Here is a 16,801-nt window from a genome sequence, read left to right as displayed (position 1 = left end):
TTTACATGAAGCTTTAGGCTGGAAACTCGAAACGTCTGACTCAAGAGATACGGGGGCGTGACATGTTGACGGATGCTGAACATCGTGAACTTGCAGACGCACTGCACCATTACCCGGATAAACGATCGGGCACCATTGATGCGCTGCTAATCCTCCAGCGCCGACGCGGATGGATTTCCGATGAGTCGTTGCTCGATGTTGCGCAATTGCTCGAGATGAGCGCGGAGGATGTGGATAGCGTTGCCACCTTCTACAACCTCATCTTTCGTAAACCCGTCGGTCGCCATGTTGCCTTTCTCTGCGACAGCATCAGTTGTTGGATCATGGGGTGCGATCGCATTCGCGAGCAGCTCAAGCAGCATTATGGCATCGACCTTGGGCAGACGACGAGTGACGGGCGGCTGACTGTGCTGCCGATCGCGTGCTTGGGGCATTGTGAACGGGCGCCGGCCCTGATGATTGATCAGGATGTGTACGGGCACGTGACGCCTGATAAAGTTGAAATAATTATGGATAAATACAAATAGTGTTAGTTATGAAGCTATAGTATCTAAGCTAAATATATTAGTTCATTAAATGCAAGTAATAAAAGCTAATGAATAGTGAACGTCCGCTCACACGGCATCTTCATTCTGATGGGAGTCCAAGGTTTCTGCGCGAATACGTCGCGACCGGGGGGTATCGCAGCCTCCAGAAGCTGGCTGCTGGGGTAGCTCCGAAGGATGTACAACGGCTGGTGAGCGAAGCGGGATTGCGTGGCAGGGGTGGAGGTGGGTTCCCGACAGGGGCTAAATGGAGCTTCGTCCCGATGGGGCCTGATGCTCAGAAACCTAAGTATATCGTCGCCAATGGCGATGAAATGGAGCCGGGGACCTTCAAAGATCGCATTCTGATGGAAGGAGATCCTCACGGGTTGGTCGAGGGCATGATCATGGCCGGGTATGCCTTGGATGCGGAGGTCGGCTACATCTTTTTGCGTGGTGAATATCACCTGTCCGCTCAGCGACTGAATCAGGCCATTGCGGAGGCCTATGCAGCAGGGTATCTGGGCAAGTCTCTCCCTGGGACGACATTTCGCTTCGACCTTCATCTCCATTCCAGCGCAGGGCGGTACATTTGCGGAGAAGAAACGGCACTGATCAACGCATTGGAAGGCAAGCGTGCCGTTCCACGAGCGAAACCTCCCTTCCCACAGACGGTTGGTTTATGGGGGCAGCCGACCATCGTCCAGAATGTCGAGACCCTCTACAACATTCCCCACATCATCAATCACGGTGCCGATTGGTACCACCGGTTGAGCCGCACTCAAGATGGTGGCACCAAGATGTACGGCATCAGTGGACGCGTCCGGAATCCAGGCTGGTGGGAACTGCCGTTTGGTACCAGTGCGCGTGAATTGTTGGAGCAGCATGCTGGGGGGATGGCCGAGGGCGTTCGGTTTCGAGCCCTGCTGCCAGGCGGAATTTCCACTGCTTTTATGATCGAGGAGCATCTAGATCTCCCCCTGGATTTTTCTTCATTCCCGCCGGACGTAGGCCGTCTTGGCACAGGAACCATGATCATCCTGGATGATCAGACCTGTCCCGTTGGATTCGTGCTGAACCTCGAAAAGTTCTTTGCTCGTGAGTCCTGTGGCTGGTGCACTCCTTGTCGTGAAGGATTGCCGTGGGTGGCAAAACTCTTGACGGCGCTCGAAGAGGGACGCGCGACCAGCGATGACTTGTCGCTGCTTGAGATGCACACGAAATGGCTGGCGCCAGGGCACACCTTCTGCGGCCTTGCACCAGGAGCAATGGCCCCGCTGCAGTCGGCCTTGAAATATTTTCGTGACGACTTCGAGCGACATATCTCTATTGGTGGATGTCCCTGGAGCAAGAAGTCGGCGCAGCAGAAGACTTTCGTCTAGGCCTATGGCGACCATCATCGTTGATAACAAGTCGTATAGCGTCGATGAACGGCAGAATCTACTGGTGGCCTGTCTCGGCCATGGGTTGAACGTGCCGTACTTCTGTTGGCACCCGGCGATGGGATCGGTCGGGGCCTGTCGGCAATGTGCCGTCAAACAATTCAAAGACGAAAAGGATCAGAGTGGCCGACTCGTGATGTCCTGCATGACACCGGCCACCAACGGCACGCGTATCTCTATAGACGATCCTGAGGCCAAGGCCTTTCGCGCCTCCGTCATTGAATGGTTGATGGTGAACCATCCGCACGACTGTCCGGTGTGTGACGAAGGAGGGGAGTGCCATTTGCAAGACATGACGGTCATGACCGGACATGTGTACCGGCGCTCTCGCTTTCCCAAACGGACACATCGTAACCAGGCACTCGGCCCCTTCATTCGTCATGAGATGAACCGGTGTATTCAATGCTACCGCTGCGTACGATTCTATCGCGACTACGCGGGTGGACGGGATCTCAATGTCTTCGGGGCGCATGACGCCTTGTACTTCGGCCGGGAGCAGGACGGCACTTTGGAGAATGAATTCAGCGGTAATCTGGTGGAGGTGTGTCCGACCGGCGTGTTCACCGACAAAACCTTCTTCCATCACTATGCGAGGAAATGGGATTTACAAGCGGCTCAATCAATTTGTCCGCATTGCAGTCTTGGTTGTAATACGACCGCTGGTGAGAGGTCCGGTACTCTGCGTCGAATCACCAATCGTTTTAACAGTCAGGTCAACGGCTACTTTTTGTGCGACCGGGGACGATTTGGTTACGAGTATGTCAATAGCGACCATCGCATCAAGCGTCCTCTTGTACGGTCGGGATCGGACCGTATCCAGCCTGGAATGCCGGAGGACGTGTCAAAGACTCTGGAGTTCGCCGCGGAGCGATTACGAAAGTCTCGTGGGATTGTGGGCATTGGGTCACCTCGTGCGTCGCTCGAGGCCAATGTGGCGCTTCAATCTCTCGTCGGACCGCAGCAATTTTATCAAGGGATCGATGAACGGGAACAACAGCTGCTCTCCACGATCCTGAACGTCTTGCGAGATGGACCGGTCCCGTCCGCGTCTATTCATGATGCAGAACAAGCCGATGTGGTCCTTGTGCTTGGGCCTGATCTCTTGAACGAGGCGCCACGCCTTGCCCTGGCTCTGTTGCAGTCCATCCGCCAACAGCCGATGGAGCGAGTGGACGAATTGAGGATTCCACACTGGGATGAGGCGGCCGTGCGCAATGCCGTACAGGACCGGCGAGGCCCTCTCTTCATGGCTGGCCATCGGCAGACGTGGTTGCACGAGTATGCGACCGATCGCTATTTCGCCGCACCGGATGATGTCGCCAGACTGGGATTCGCGGTGGCTGGTAGTATCGGACCTGAAGCACCGACCGTGTCAGATCTCGGCAGTGACGTACGAGACCTCGCTCAGCGCATCGCTGACGCGCTGATGCAGGCGCAACGCCCGTTGATCATTGCCGGAACGGGTAGTGGCTCTCAGGCGACGATTGAAGCGGCAGCCAATGTTGCCTGGGCGTTGCACCGACAAGGGAAACAATCGCGGCTCAGCTTCGTGCTCCCGGAGGCGAATAGTGCGGGTCTCGCACTGCTTGGTGGTGGGAGCATGGGGGACGCTTTCGAGGCAATCAGTCAGGGGAAGGCCGACACGGTGATCGTGCTGGAGAATGACTTGTATCGCCGCGCGGACCAGGCGACCGTCGATGCCTTCTTGGACAAGGCACAAACAGTGATGGTCATCGATTCCCTTGAGCATCGCACAACGGCCCATGCCGACGTACTCTTTCCGGCAGCCACAGGTCCGGAATCCAACGGGACCTTTGTGAATCAAGAAGGACGAGCCCAGCGCTTTTACCAAGTCTTTGTCCAGAACGGCGACGTCAAAGAGAGTTGGCGATGGCTCAGTGATCTGGCCCGCGCCACCTCCCAGGATGGTGAGAGTGGATCGGGAGTGGCGACCTGGCGCACCTTCGATGATGCGGTCTCCGCAACAGCGACGACGGCTCCGGAGCTGGCACGCATGGGAGAGGTCGCACCATCGGCGAGTTTTCGTTTGGTTGGTCAAAAATTCCCCAGACAGTCTGAACGATGTAGTGGGCGTACGTCGCTGCTCTCTCATCTGACCATGCATGAGCCGCCTCCCCCTGTCGACCAAGACTCGCCGCTGGCCTTCACGATGGAGGGATACCGAGGACCGCTGCCCTCTCCGTTGATTTCCCAATTCTGGGCTCCGGGCTGGAATTCTATCCAGGCGCTGAACACCTATCAGGATGAAGTTGGTGGACCGTTACGCGATGAAATGCCGGGAGTGAGGCTGATCGAACCAGTGGCAACGAACGCATCGGCTTGGTTCATCTCCATTCCAGCCGCGTTTCAACCGGCCTCTCGGCAGTGGTTGTTGCTTCCCCTCTCTGCCGTGTTTGGAAGCGACGAACTCAGCAATCGATCTCCGGCGATTGTGGAACGGATTGCGAAACCTTTCTTGTCCTTGCATCCGTCCGATGGAGCACGGCTGAGTCTCGATAACCACAGCACGATTGATCTGGCGTGGCAGGGGAAGACGTACTCGCTTGCTGTTCACTTCGAATCGTCCACCCCAGTGGGTACGGTCGGTCTGTCTCTCGGGCCTGAGGTATCCGGCGTCAGAGTACCAGCGTGGATCGACCTGTTTGAGGCGATCAAGACCGAAGGAAAGCGAAGGGCTGCATGATCGATTGGAGCCACACCGTAGTCACCATCGCCGTCATTCTTGGAAGTTGCCTGACCTTGGCCGGAATGCTGATCTGGCTTGAACGGCGACTGCTTGGTGTCTGGCAAGAACGCTACGGCCCGAACCGTCTCGGACCAGGCGGGTGCCTGCAATCGTTGGCGGATATGATCAAGATCTTCACGAAAGAAGACTGGATCCCGCCGTTCGCCGATAAAGCGGTGTTTGTGATCACACCGGCCATCGTCGTGATTACCGCACTCATGTCGTTTGCCGTAGTGCCGGTTGCGCCTGATTTCGTGGTCGCTGATCTCAATGTGGGGGTCCTGTTCTTCTTGGCCATGTCGAGCCTTGCTGCCTACAGCGTCATCATCGGAGGCTGGGCTTCCAATAACAAATTTGCATTTCTCGGCAGCCTTCGGGCGATCGCCCAGTTGTTGAGCTACGAAGTCTTTATGGGGCTCTCGCTGATGGGCACGGTGCTGTTGGCTGGGTCATTCAACCTGAGCGACATTGTTGAGGCCCAACGGCATCAATGGTTTGTGATTCCTCAATTTTTTGGGTTTCTCTGTTTCTTCATGGCCGGACTGGCTGAAGCGCATCGCACCCCGTTCGACATGCCCGAGGCGGAAGCCGAGCTCGTAGCCGGTTACCACTCGGAGTACAGCGGGATGAAGTTCGGGATGTTTTTTGTGGGCGAATATCTCAGTATTCTTCTGCTCTCGGCCATGACCGTCATTTTTTTCTTCGGTGGGTGGCACGGACCCTGGCTGCCGCCCGCTGTGTGGTTTGTCTTGAAGATGTTCGGGTTCATCGTCCTGATCATTCTCATTCGGGCGACCTGGCCACGGTTCCGCTTTGACCAGCTGCTGACGTTCGGCTGGAAGGTGGTCATGCCGCTGGCGTTGATCAATCTCTTGCTGACCGGTGGGATCGTGTTGTGGAAAGCCGGAGCACCGGAATTCACCATGTTGCAGTGAGTCGGGATCGGATGCTGTGCGAAGGAAACTGATGCTGATGGAACGGCCGTACGTATGATGAACACATGGATCTATGCCCGGAATCTGGTCATAGGGTTATGGGTCGTCTTCAAACGGACCTTTACGAAGCCGGTCACGGTTCAGTATCCGGAAGAACGCCCCTATTTGCCCCCACGCTGGCGTGGGCGAATCGTCCTGACCAGAGATCCTGATGGAGAGGAACGCTGTGTCGCGTGCTACCTCTGTTCTGCGGTTTGCCCGGTTGATTGCATCGCGCTTCAGGCTGCGGATCGTCCAGAGGCTCATGAGCGCCGTTACCCTGAATTCTTCCGGATTAACTTTTCGCGCTGCATCTATTGTGGCATGTGCGAAGAAGCCTGTCCGACCAATGCGATTCAACTGATTCCTGATTTCGAACAGAGCGAATACGCGCGCCGGAACTTGGTCTACGAGAAGGAGGATCTCCTTATCAGCGGGACCGGCAAGTATCACGACTATAATTTTTATCGTGTGGCCGGCGTGAGGACTTGCGACAAGGATAAGGGACAGGGTGCGAACGAGCTCCCACCGGTGGATGTGAAGAGCCTGATGCCATGAAGCAGTGTTACCTGCTGAGGACTGAGCAACGAGTGCTCGTGTTGATGTGAGGCTATGGAAGTTCTCTTTTATATCGCCGCTGCGGTGACGTTCTTGGCGACCCTGCGCGTCATCACGCATGTGCATCCCGTCCACGCGCTGCTCTACCTTGTCGTGGCACTGATCGCGCTGGCCCTGATTTTCTATCTCTTAGGCGCGCAATTTGCCGCCGCGCTCGAAATCATTATTTACGGCGGGGCCATTATGGTGCTCTTCATCTTTGTCGTGATGCTCCTCGGGCCGCTCGCCGTTGAACAGGAGCGGACGTGGATGACGCCCCACGCATGGGTCGGCCCCAGTATCCTGGCGCTGGTGCTCTTGGGTGAGGTGGGATACCTCATTGCGACCGGAGACCATACGGCGAGCGTTGTTGCGGAAACCAGGCAGAAAGGCATCTCGATCGCCCTCTATGGGCCTTACATCATCGGGGTGGAATTGGCTTCCATGCTGTTGCTGCCTGGGCTGATCGGTGCCTATCACCTAGGGCGTCGGCTCTCGAAAGAAGGGCGCTTATGCTGAGCACCCCTGCATTGGTGTTGGCCATCATGCTGTTTGGTCTCGGATTGATCGGCTTATTAAGTCGCCGGAACATTCTCTATATGCTGCTGTCGCTTGAAATCATGCTGAATGCCGCCGCGCTCGCATTCATTGCCGGAGGAGCCCGCTGGGGACAGGTCGATGGGGAGATCATGTTCTTGTTCATCCTGACCCTGGCCGCAGCTGAAGTGTCTGTGGCATTGGGGATTGTGCTGCAGCTGTCACATCGGTTTCGAACCTTGGACGCCGATGCCTTTTGCGAGCTGAGGGGATAAGGAAAAAGTGAGGGGCTAGTGGTTAGGCGAGCATCCTGGATCTTCGTCATCTCCGTCCACCTGACGCCTCACTCCTCACCATACAACTATGATTAACTTACTGTGGCTCATTCCCGTTCTTCCGCTCACCGGCTTTCTGTTGTTGGCCTTCTTCGGGGGGCGATTGTCTCGTCGGCAAATCGCATCCGTCGGATGCGGCTCGGTGGGGACGGCTGCCATGACCACGGCGCTTGTCGCCGCAGATTTCTTCGACACCTTTCCTGATCAAGAGTCCTATCGTCAAACGCTCTGGAATTGGATCGACACGTCCGGCATGATGGTCGGGATTTCCTGGTACCTGGATGCGCTCTCCCTCTTGATGGTGGCCGTGATCACCGGGGTCGGGTTCTTGATCCATCTCTATTCAGCCGAATACATGGCGCACGATGATGGATACGCCAGGTTTTTTGCCTATATGAATCTGTTCGTGTCTGCCATGCTGACGCTGGTGTTAGCCGACAATCTCCTTCTGCTTTACCTGGGTTGGGAAGGGGTGGGGCTCTGCAGCTATCTGTTGATCGGATTTTGGTATCGGGAACCGGAATACGGCACCGCCGCGCAGAAGGCTTTTATCGTCACTCGCATCGGAGACACGGCATTTGCCATTGGGCTCTTCATCCTGTTCACGCAATTTACCAGCTTGTCGATTCAACAGGTCCAGGACCTTGCCGTGGAGGCCTGGCCGGTGGGCTCAAACCTGGCCATGATCGTCGCGGTGCTCTTTTTGATCGGGGCGGTTGGAAAGTCGGCGCAATTGCCGCTTCAGGTGTGGCTGCCCGACGCCATGGCCGGTCCCACGCCGGTCAGTGCGCTCATCCATGCCGCCACCATGGTGACGGCGGGAGTCTATCTCATCGCCCGGATGCATCATCTATTCGCTCTCGCGCCGATGGTGCAAGAGGTAATCGCGGTGCTTGGGCTGGTGACGTTGCTGCTGGCTGCCTCCAGTGCACTGGTGCAGACCGATATTAAGCGGGTGCTTGCCTATTCGACGATGAGCCAGATCGGCTATATGTTTCTCGCGCTCGGCGTCGGAGCCTGGTCTGCCGCGCTGTTTCATTTCTTAACCCATTCATGCTTTAAAGCCTTGCTCTTCCTGGCGGCTGGGTCTGTGATCCACAGCCTTCACCACGAACAGGACATTTTCAAGATGGGTGGTCTCCGGCGGCATCTGCCCTGGACTTTCTGGACGTTCCTCATCGGGGCTGCGGCTATGTCTGGTGTTCCCCTCATCACATCTGGATTTTACAGCAAAGATTGGATTCTCTGGTCTGTCTGGTCCTCACCCATCAGCCATCGATGGATCTGGTTCGGTGCAGTATTCGGGGCCATGCTGACCGGCCTCTATAGTTTTCGGCTGATCTTTCGAGTCTTTTTTGGAGAGATTCGTACACAACCGACTGGTGAACCAGGTTTGGCCATGCGCATGCCGTTGGTGGTGCTGGCGTTTCTGGCGCTGACCGTCGGTTTTCTCGAGATGCCTCACACTCTCGGGAATGTGACGGTCTTCAGTGATTACTTGTCGCATGCTCTCCCTACGACGGAACTGCTGCCAGACATAGATGAGGGGAGTGAGGGGCACGAGCAACTGGCCGTCACCGTCGCGGCCCTCCTCGGGATCGGGCTGGCTGCGTTGCTGTTCCTGCCCGGTTCTCTGCTGGCCACACGATGGGCCGAGCAATCCAGGGATCATCCTTCCATGACTTTGGTGCAAGGAGGTTGGGGATTTGATCGATTGTATGATCGTCTGTTCGTGCGACCCTGGGTCACCCTAACCCGACATCCTCATGACATGCTTGATCGTGGATACGAGTGGCTCGCGGTGTGTGCCGAGTCCTGCCATGGCTGGATGAGCCACACACAGACGGGGCATGTCCGCTGGTATGCCGCTACGATTGCTGTTGGAACGTTGATGTTACTTGGTCTCTTCGCGCTATGAGTCTCTGGCTGCTCATACTCATCCCTATTCTCGCCGCGCCCATCGCATGGATGGCACAGCGACAGTCGCGCTCGGCCCCTCGGTGGATCACACTGGGGGCTTTGTCGATTGATGGTCTCCTTGCATTGTTACTCGGGACCGGTGATCACGCAACTCAGACCTCAGGCCATGGGGCCTGGCTCGTAGAAAGTGACATCAGCTGGATTCCCCGATGGGGCATCAGTCTGCATCTGGGTCTTGATGGGCTCAGCCTCATTCTGATTATCCTGACGGCCTTCATCGGCGTCGTTGCAACGATGGCCTCCTGGACAGAAATCCAGACCCGCATCGGATTGTTTCACTGCAATGTACTGCTTGCGCTGGGCGGTGTGATTGGAGTGTTCTTGGCGATCGACCTGTTTCTGTTTTTCTTTTTTTGGGAACTCATGCTTGTTCCCATGTATCTCCTAATCGTCATCTGGGGCCATACAGAACGTCGGCACGCCTCATTCAAGTTTTTCCTCTTCACACAAGCGGGGAGCTTGGTGTTGCTGGTTGCGATCGTGGCCCTCGCGCTGTTGCATCAACAGGCAACAGGACAACCGAGTTTCGACTATGCCGATCTGATGGAACTGACCCTGAGCCCCGACATGGCCCGATGGCTGATGCTGGCCTTTCTCATCGGGTTTCTCGTAAAGCTACCGGCTCCTCCCTTTCATACCTGGCTGCCGGACACCTACACGCAGGCTCCGACCGGGGCCACGATCATTCTCGCCGGGATCTTAGCGAAAACCGGCGCCTATGGTCTGCTACGGTTCACGATTCCCTTGTTTCCCGAGGCGATATACGACTTCACGCCCATTGTGATGGGGCTTGGTGTGGTCGGGATTCTCTATGCTGCGTTGTTGGCCTGTGCCCAAACGGATATCAAGCGACTGGTGGCCTACAGCAGCATCAGCCATATGGGGTTCATCCTGCTCGGGACCTTCGCCGGGACGGAGTTGGCCCTGCAAGGAGTCGTGATGCAGATGGTGGCGCATGGGCTGAGCACCGGCGGCCTCTTCCTCTTGGCCGGCGCACTTGAGGAGCGGTACCAGACGAGGGAGATGGGCCAGATGGGAGGACTGTGGAGCGAGACGCCACGTCTGGCCACGATGGCGCTCTTCTTTGCCTGCGCCTCATTGGGGTTGCCGGGCATGGCCAATTTCGTCGGTGAGTTTCTCGTCCTGTTCGGCTCCTATGCGAGGCAACCGATCATGATCATTCTGGCCTCGCTAGGGATGGTCATGGCAGCCATGTACTCATTGGGGATGATGCAACGCACCTTCTTTGGACGGCAGCAAGACACCCGTTCAGTTCCGGACCTGTCCAACGTCGCCTTTGGAACCGTTCTGTGTATCGCAATCTTACAGATCTGGCTGGGGCTTTATCCGAAGGCAGTGTTGAGCATGACGCAACCGGTCATGAACCAACTGGTGCAAGCTGCAGTAGCGTTACCCACGACACCTCGTCAGCCGTCAGAATCCTTGTTGTCATCCCATCTCACGACCTCGCAGGGGAGCACCCCATGATTCTCCAAGATTTTATTGCCCTGTCACCCATCCTTACCCTTGGGGCATTTGCCCTGGTGACGATGCTTGCCATTGCCTTTCAGCGACACCATGCCCGCATCGCGACATTCGCATTTCTGTCATGTCTGCTCACGCTGGCAACATTACCCTGGGCGGCCACGGTGGCCCCACGAGCCGTGACGACCTTGCTGGTCGTGGATCGACATGCGTTGTTGTACATGGGACTCATTTTGACCACCACGATGGTCATCATCGCCTTGTCGTATCGATATTTGATTGTCCAGTTTCGTGAGGAGGAAGGTGTAGAGGAGTACTACCTGCTCCTTCTGCTGGCCACCTTCGGGGGATTGGTTCTCACCACGGCGGCGCACTTCGTCTCGTTCTTCCTTGGGTTCGAACTCCTCGGTCTGTCCCTCTGTAGTTTGATCGGGTACTTACGCACGAGACGCCATCCGCTCGAAGCCGCAGTGAAATACCTGCTGTTGTCCATCACCGCGTCAGCGCTGCTCCTGTTCGGACTTGCGCTGTTGTATTTCGAGAGCGGCGCTATGACGTTTCAGGGGGTGGGAGCTATCCTGAAACAGGCGCATTCCGTTTCTGACCTGTGGCTCGGAGGACTGGTCTTGGTTCTGATTGGGATTGCCTTGAAGCTCGGGCTCGCACCGTTTCATATGTGGGTTCCCGATGTCTACCAGGGAGCGCCGACTCCCATCACGACCTATATTGCAACCGTCTCCAAGGCCGCGTTGGTAGCTCTGCTCCTACGATTTGCTACTGAGGTGGGTGTGTTGGAACTCCCGGCCGTGGCCCATCTGTTCAGCCTTCTGGCCGTGGTGTCCATGGTCACAGGGAATATCCTTGCACTCTTGCAAGAGAATGTGAAACGGCTCCTGGCCTATTCCTCCATCGCTCACTTCGGCTATGTGCTGGTCGCGCTGCTGGCCGGAGGTCCTCCTGCTGCCGAAGCCGTCACGTTTTATGTCATCGTCTACTGTGCCATGTCGCTGGGGGCCTTTGGCGTGGTGACGGTGTATTCGAGCGAGGCAGGGGACAAAAACCGTTTTGAGGACTATCAAGGCTTGTTTTGGACCAGACCCTGGCTCGCGGCGATGTTGGCACTGAGCCTGCTGTCGCTGGCTGGGATCCCCGTGACGGCGGGATTCATCGGAAAGTTTTATGCGATCGCGGCCGGTGTCGATGCCGGTCTCTGGTGGCTTGTACTGGCGCTGATCGCCAACAGTGTCGTCAGCCTCTACTACTACCTGCGACTGATCGTGACCCTCTTTGGTGAAGTCCCTGAACAAGTCGCTGCGCCTCCAGGACAGGTTGAGCTATCTACACAGACGGCAGGGTGGACGACAGCGTTCTCTCTGGGCTTCGTTGCCTCAGTCATTCTCATGCTCGGGGTCTATCCTAATCCACTGATGGAATTGATTCGAAATTCAGTCAGCAACCTCCTCATGGTGGCTGTGCAGAAGCCATGATCGAGGGCTCGAGCCTTTTGCGATGGGTGTATGAGTGGGGTAACTGTGTAGAGCCGCACACTTAACCGTTCTTTCGTGTCACCCCATCGAGTCTCTGAAGTGTATGACTGTGAGCCCCTACTGAGCTAGATCGTGATAAGCGAAGACACCTAGGTGAGCAGTAGAGAAGTCTATGATCCAATTTGAGTCAGTACGAAAAGAGTTTGGAAGGTTTACCGCAGTTGGGGGACTGACGCTCAAAATCCCACAGGGGGAAATTTTTGGGCTCATCGGGCCGAATGGAGCAGGGAAGACCACTACCATCAAGATGGCGTGTGGACTCGTGGCTCCAACTAGCGGGCATATCAAGGTCGCCAATGTTGATGTGCAACAGATGCCAGAAATTTCCCAACAACACATTGGATATCTTTCGGACATCTATGCACTATATGACGATCTGCGAGTTTGGGAATATCTTGACTATTTTGCAAATGCCTATCGGATGCGCAAGGGTGAGATTGCGTTACGCATTCGGGAGGTCATCGACATAGCTGGTCTAGAAGCGAAGGAACAGGAGTTGATCCATGGCCTCTCCCGTGGGATGAAGCAACGGCTCGGATTAGCCCGGGCCATGCTCCACCGCCCCAAGGTGCTGTTTCTCGATGAGCCAGCCTCAGGGCTTGACCCAAAGGCACGGATGACTCTACGCGACATACTACAAGCTTTGCAGCGTCAAGGATCGACGATCTTGATTTCATCCCACATTCTGGCCGAACTCGATGGACTATGTACATCTATCGGAATCATGGAGCAGGGGAAACTTGTGAAAAGCGGCCTGGTCTCTGCCATGGTAAAGGGTTTGGATACGGAGCGGCTGATTCAGATTCGGTGGATCGACGCCGAACTCGATCATGTCCTCGCGGTATTGAGCCGATTAGGGTACAACGGGGTTAGCGAAACGGGCAAACAAGAGGTCCGGGTGCAATGTCATGGAACCGATGACGAGGTATCGGCTGTGCTGCGCACATTGGTTGAGCAAGGGGTAAAGGTGGTGTCGGTCTCGGAGCATCAGAGAACAGTGCAAGACGTCTATATGAAAGTGTCTCAGCATGGGGTGATGTAGCGATGATTTGGGCCAATCCCGAATGGGTTCGTCATAGGCGAGGTCTACTCAGACCGTCACGCGCTATTGCTGCCGTTGTCATTCCGTTGGTGTTGTGCGCGGTGACCTATGACCTGGCTGCCAGGGAACAAGTGGGCGTGGGGCTTTACCTTCTTTTCTTTCATCTGTTGATCATCTGTCAATTCTTCGGATTCGGCCTCTGGTGTATCTACTCTTGTGGCCAAGCGCTGGTGCGTGAGCGAATCTTTCAGACCTTCGATTTTTGGAGAACCACGCGGTTGACGGCATCAGAGTTGATATGGGGAATGCTGTATGGGGCTCCTCTACGGGGGTATGTGGCGGTTGGAGTAACAATTCCTGTTGGGATGCTTAGTGGGATGGCGGCGGGGTACGAACCGATAAAGGTTGTGAGTGTCTATGTGTTCCTGTTCTTCTTGGCACTGTTCCTGTCGTTGGTTGCCCTGTTGTCTTCGATGCTCGCAGACAAACTTCAGACGGGATTCGCGTTGGCGTTTGTCCCTTTGTCTATACTTTCATTGCTCCCTGGATTAGGTTCGAGCCCACTACCGGGACTAGCAGGGGGCAGTCCTATTTATGTCGTGGCTGAATTGTTGGGGAATGGGAGAGATGTGTATGCCCGTGATGCAGTGCTGTTCGGTTTTCCCATTCCAGTCGCAGTTGCAGCTGGTATCCTGTATACGACGTTCGGAACATGGATCTTCATTATGCTGTTCCGGAATATCAAAAAGGAGCCGGAAAACATCCAATTGCTATCTCGTATGCAGCTAATTGGATTCGCCACATTTTGCAATGTGATATTGTATGCATTTCTCGATGCCCCTGCGCAGTCTCCAGGTGTTATCATGACGCTGGTCTTTTTGCTCAACGCCGTTCTGTTATATGTCATTGGTGTGATGGCATTGACTCCGCCTGAACGATTGCGGGAATGGTGGCGAAGTACACGAGGGCGGCCATGGGCGATATTTGCAGAGGATGGCATATCGTGGCCGTGGGTAGCCGTAGTGGCTTTGGTGGCAATTTCGTTGTACGGCCTTGCAAATCTTTCGCTGCTCGGTGATGCCGGGTCTGGCATGGAGGGGATGAAACGGGTAGCCATGAGTCTCATTATCGTTGCTCTTTTTGCCATGCGAGATAGTTTATTTCTTCAGTGGTGCCAATTTTACCGGTTTAAGCAGCCGTTGGTTGCCGGTGGTCTCTATATCGGATTGTACTATTTCATTGTTTTGACTCTACCGAAGTCTCAACAACAGTGGGTCTATTTGACACCTTTTGGGTCAATGGCGAACGACCAAGTAGAATTAGCACCGTTCGCTTTGAGCCTCGTTGTCCAGGGGATTGCAATCCTCGCCCTCTTTTATGCAATTCGCTCTCGCTTGAACGAAAAAGCAATTGGCCCAGCTGCTGCATAGTACTGCGATCCTATTTTCTCTAGGGTAAAACTTTTCGTGATGCTCACGATGCCAGAAGGTGAGGAGTCAGATACCTAACTGTAGTAATGCGGCGCCAGATCGCCGTCGAATTTGGTTTCAGAATCTCATTGTGATCTGATGTGTTCTCTTGTTGGTATGAACGAGGACGGACTCGTTGGGACGGAGCGAATGCTACGAGTATGACGCGGTGGAGAATCTGGCTATGTTCACCGATCGAACGGGGCAGGTGACGATGTTTCAGTATGCTGCGCCTAACCACATCATTCTGCGTACCTGCGTTATCGCCGACCTGTGGCCTTCAATCCGGTTGCAATCGTCACGAGGGACATGACGAGCGTGAGCGGTGTATTGGCTAACAGTACTGCGCCGTAAGCGGCACACCAGTTCGCGGCATGGTCGTTCTTTGCATCGATGATGAGGATCACGCCTCCGACGTTGGCCGCTGCGCGCAGGCAGCGACGGCCCGCTGCCGCAAGTAGCTGACCGCCCAAGCCCTTCCCCTGCAGCTGGAACTGTGTTGCGAGACGTGCAAGCCGAAAGCCTGGTACATCGTGGCGCGCAAGGCCGTGCCGTAGCATCTCCGGCGTATCTGCATACGCGAGCGCGCCGGGTGCGAGGCTATAGAAGCCAAGGACCATTGTGTTGTCGGCATTATTGATCGCGAGGAAGGTTTTCGCCCCGCCGGCGTCGTGACTTTGGCGGGCGTAACGATGCAGGAACTCATTCATGGCCGCATCGCCGCAGTCAAATGCCTTGCGGTCGTGGTGTTTCGCGATTGGCTCCTCGTGCCAGGCCGGGATGGTCATTTGGCTTTCGGTAATGAGGCGATGGCCTTCCTGAGCTTGGCGTTTGGAGTAGGTGGTTTTTCGAGCAGCTTCAGCACCATGAGGCTGTCCCGCTTCGACAGTCTGGTGCGTTCGGCCTCTTCGATCACCCGTTTGGCTTCGCGTAAGGCCGGTTGCAGCACGAAATCCGTCAGGTCTGTATTTCTCAATGCCGCCGCCCGCACGAGCGTGGCCTTCTGCTCAGGCAGCACCCGGAGATTCATTCGCTTGTTATCGTCTATCGCGACTCGGGGCATGGCTTCTCTCCTGTTGGTGTACTTATTGAAAGGGTACTCGGGTGTCGAGCTGATGTCAACTCGTGAGCATTGAATGAGTACAGTTATCTGCGAGAGTCGGCAAGAGCATGGGCTGGAGGTTCACCTGAACGGGGGCTAATTTTGGGACTGGACAGTCGGGAATTCAGTGCCGGCTTGCTGGCGAATGCCTTGACCTAAGCACGGCAGGACGAGAATGAGTTCGCGTAGAGGGATTACCCAAATTGCTCAGTTCATCGGAATGATCGTGGCCGAGACTTCGTTCGGCAGTAATAAAGTCGCTACCGCGCGGTTCTGTTCGTCCGGTTGGATTAAGGCGAACAGTGGCACTGGCTGCGGCACTTCGCCTGGGGGAAGCGCGAGCATCGCGGGGAAGTCGATCAAGGGCGACAGTGTTGTCTGGCTCGCGATACGGAGGCGAAAGGCCATCAAGACATCGCGCAACCGTTGAGCTTTTTCTTCATCCGAGATCGATTCACTCGGGGCAATCCCAATCTCCCAGAGCGGCTTTGTTACTGTGACCGGGAACGTCAGGCCGAGTTTTTGCGCGTCCGTCGACACATCAATCAACAATCCGGCTTGGATGGCCTGTTGACGGTTGGCGGTCAGCTGCTTGGCTGACACATCGGTGACTGGTTGCAGTTGATTCTCAGGTGTTACCGGCTGTTCAGGCCTCGGCTCCTCTACCGTCGGAACCGTCACTGGAGACTCCGCTTGAACTTGATTGCTTGGGCTGTTTTCATCCCGTCCGACAATAGGCTCATCCGGAACAGACGGAAGCGCGTGGATGAGGCCTTCGTAGACTCGCTTGGCCGCTTCAGACCAAGTGGGATTCAATGGGCGGCCGGCAAAAGCCGCGTCTGCAGCCTTTCGCTCATCATGGGTCAGGATTCGTGGGGTGCGCGTTGTATCCATGGTAGGGGAGATAATCCTGGACACCCGCAAGTCAAGGGGCGACCCGGATGGGCGGTGGACTTTCGTAGAAAAAACACAATGACTTCAATCTGATAGATCATGGCGACATCGCTGGTGTTCTAATAAA

Annotated in this window: 15 protein-coding genes; 12 read left to right on the top strand and 3 right to left on the bottom strand. The window is 55.7% G+C overall.

Features of this window, described 5'->3' with window-relative positions:
- The first annotated feature begins 62 nt into the window (after positions 1-62).
- The 12 genes from nuoE (at position 63) to COMA1_RS18960 (ending at position 14,639) form a co-directional block, all read left to right on the top strand.
- Positions 63-527, top strand: coding sequence for an NADH-quinone oxidoreductase subunit NuoE (gene nuoE, locus COMA1_RS19015; RefSeq protein WP_090751116.1), 465 nt, complete (start codon positions 63-65; stop codon positions 525-527).
- Between the two features lie 68 nt (positions 528-595).
- Positions 596-1,906, top strand: a complete 1,311-nt coding sequence (nuoF, locus tag COMA1_RS19010) for an NADH-quinone oxidoreductase subunit NuoF (RefSeq protein WP_090751115.1) — start codon at positions 596-598, stop codon at positions 1,904-1,906.
- Between the two features lie 4 nt (positions 1,907-1,910).
- A complete protein-coding gene (nuoG, locus tag COMA1_RS19005) occupies positions 1,911-4,670 on the top strand; it encodes an NADH-quinone oxidoreductase subunit NuoG (RefSeq protein WP_090751114.1) in 2,760 nt (919 codons plus the stop codon).
- On the top strand, positions 4,667-5,647 hold the full coding sequence (gene nuoH / locus COMA1_RS19000; RefSeq protein WP_090751113.1) for an NADH-quinone oxidoreductase subunit NuoH: 981 nt from the start codon (positions 4,667-4,669) through the stop codon (positions 5,645-5,647). Before nuoG ends, nuoH begins: the two co-directional genes overlap by 4 nt.
- A 54-nt stretch (positions 5,648-5,701) precedes the next feature.
- The gene (gene nuoI / locus COMA1_RS18995; RefSeq protein ID WP_090751112.1) at positions 5,702-6,244 is read left to right on the top strand and encodes an NADH-quinone oxidoreductase subunit NuoI; all 543 of its coding nucleotides are present in this window, start codon (positions 5,702-5,704) and stop codon (positions 6,242-6,244) included.
- A gap of 54 nt (positions 6,245-6,298) precedes the next feature.
- Positions 6,299-6,802 carry an NADH-quinone oxidoreductase subunit J gene (gene nuoJ / locus COMA1_RS18990; RefSeq protein WP_090751111.1) on the top strand — a complete coding sequence of 168 codons (504 nt, stop codon included), beginning with the start codon at positions 6,299-6,301 and terminating at the stop codon, positions 6,800-6,802.
- Entirely contained in the window at positions 6,796-7,095 is a 300-nt protein-coding gene (gene nuoK, locus COMA1_RS18985) for an NADH-quinone oxidoreductase subunit NuoK (protein ID WP_090751110.1), read from the top strand. Before nuoJ ends, nuoK begins: the two co-directional genes overlap by 7 nt.
- A gap of 88 nt (positions 7,096-7,183) precedes the next feature.
- On the top strand, positions 7,184-9,073 hold the full coding sequence (nuoL, locus tag COMA1_RS18980; RefSeq protein WP_090751109.1) for an NADH-quinone oxidoreductase subunit L: 1,890 nt from the start codon (positions 7,184-7,186) through the stop codon (positions 9,071-9,073).
- Positions 9,070-10,623: a complex I subunit 4 family protein gene (locus tag COMA1_RS18975; protein ID WP_090751108.1), complete on the top strand. Its 1,554-nt coding sequence runs from the start codon at positions 9,070-9,072 to the stop codon at positions 10,621-10,623. Before nuoL ends, COMA1_RS18975 begins: the two co-directional genes overlap by 4 nt.
- Complete coding sequence (locus COMA1_RS18970) at positions 10,620-12,107, top strand: NADH-quinone oxidoreductase subunit N (protein WP_090751107.1); 1,488 nt, start codon at positions 10,620-10,622, stop codon at positions 12,105-12,107. The genes COMA1_RS18975 and COMA1_RS18970 overlap by 4 nt, the downstream gene beginning before the upstream one ends.
- A 172-nt stretch (positions 12,108-12,279) precedes the next feature.
- A complete protein-coding gene (locus COMA1_RS18965; protein WP_090751106.1) occupies positions 12,280-13,209 on the top strand; it encodes an ABC transporter ATP-binding protein in 930 nt (309 codons plus the stop codon).
- A 2-nt stretch (positions 13,210-13,211) separates the two neighbouring features.
- Positions 13,212-14,639, top strand: a complete 1,428-nt coding sequence (locus COMA1_RS18960) for a hypothetical protein (protein WP_090751105.1) — start codon at positions 13,212-13,214, stop codon at positions 14,637-14,639.
- A 299-nt stretch (positions 14,640-14,938) separates the two neighbouring features.
- Here the strand turns inward: COMA1_RS18960 and COMA1_RS18955 are convergent, their stop codons facing one another.
- From COMA1_RS18955 to COMA1_RS18945, 3 genes are all read right to left on the bottom strand, one after another.
- Entirely contained in the window at positions 14,939-15,466 is a 528-nt protein-coding gene (locus COMA1_RS18955; RefSeq protein ID WP_090751104.1) for a GNAT family N-acetyltransferase, read from the bottom strand.
- Positions 15,463-15,741 (bottom strand): type II toxin-antitoxin system TacA family antitoxin, encoded by a 279-nt coding sequence (locus COMA1_RS18950; RefSeq protein ID WP_090751103.1) that lies wholly within the window; start codon positions 15,739-15,741, stop codon positions 15,463-15,465. The genes COMA1_RS18955 and COMA1_RS18950 overlap by 4 nt, the downstream gene beginning before the upstream one ends.
- Before the next feature lie 246 nt (positions 15,742-15,987).
- Positions 15,988-16,674: a DUF6573 family protein gene (locus COMA1_RS18945; protein ID WP_090751102.1), complete on the bottom strand. Its 687-nt coding sequence runs from the start codon at positions 16,672-16,674 to the stop codon at positions 15,988-15,990.
- Positions 16,675-16,801: the final 127 nt, after the last annotated feature.

The organism is Candidatus Nitrospira nitrosa (assembly GCF_001458735.1).
GTDB lineage: Bacteria > Nitrospirota > Nitrospiria > Nitrospirales > Nitrospiraceae > Nitrospira_D > Nitrospira_D nitrosa.
The sequence above is the reverse complement of the archived record's forward strand: the minus strand, read 5'-3'. Positions and strand labels throughout refer to the sequence as shown.

Bases quoted from the DNA above. Each gene is read 5' to 3' on its own strand.
- nuoE (WP_090751116.1), top strand. From the start codon at position 63: ATGTTGACGGATGCTGAACATCGTGAACTTGCAGACGCACTGCACCAT.
- nuoF (WP_090751115.1), top strand. From the start codon at position 596: ATGAATAGTGAACGTCCGCTCACACGGCATCTTCATTCTGATGGGAGT.
- nuoG (WP_090751114.1), top strand. From the start codon at position 1,911: ATGGCGACCATCATCGTTGATAACAAGTCGTATAGCGTCGATGAACGG.
- nuoH (WP_090751113.1), top strand. From the start codon at position 4,667: ATGATCGATTGGAGCCACACCGTAGTCACCATCGCCGTCATTCTTGGA.
- nuoI (WP_090751112.1), top strand. From the start codon at position 5,702: ATGATGAACACATGGATCTATGCCCGGAATCTGGTCATAGGGTTATGG.
- nuoJ (WP_090751111.1), top strand. From the start codon at position 6,299: ATGGAAGTTCTCTTTTATATCGCCGCTGCGGTGACGTTCTTGGCGACC.
- nuoK (WP_090751110.1), top strand. From the start codon at position 6,796: ATGCTGAGCACCCCTGCATTGGTGTTGGCCATCATGCTGTTTGGTCTC.
- nuoL (WP_090751109.1), top strand. From the start codon at position 7,184: ATGATTAACTTACTGTGGCTCATTCCCGTTCTTCCGCTCACCGGCTTT.
- COMA1_RS18975 (WP_090751108.1), top strand. From the start codon at position 9,070: ATGAGTCTCTGGCTGCTCATACTCATCCCTATTCTCGCCGCGCCCATC.
- COMA1_RS18970 (WP_090751107.1), top strand. From the start codon at position 10,620: ATGATTCTCCAAGATTTTATTGCCCTGTCACCCATCCTTACCCTTGGG.
- COMA1_RS18965 (WP_090751106.1), top strand. From the start codon at position 12,280: ATGATCCAATTTGAGTCAGTACGAAAAGAGTTTGGAAGGTTTACCGCA.
- COMA1_RS18960 (WP_090751105.1), top strand. From the start codon at position 13,212: ATGATTTGGGCCAATCCCGAATGGGTTCGTCATAGGCGAGGTCTACTC.
- COMA1_RS18955 (WP_090751104.1), bottom strand. From the start codon at position 15,466: ATGACCATCCCGGCCTGGCACGAGGAGCCAATCGCGAAACACCACGAC.
- COMA1_RS18950 (WP_090751103.1), bottom strand. From the start codon at position 15,741: ATGCCCCGAGTCGCGATAGACGATAACAAGCGAATGAATCTCCGGGTG.
- COMA1_RS18945 (WP_090751102.1), bottom strand. From the start codon at position 16,674: ATGGATACAACGCGCACCCCACGAATCCTGACCCATGATGAGCGAAAG.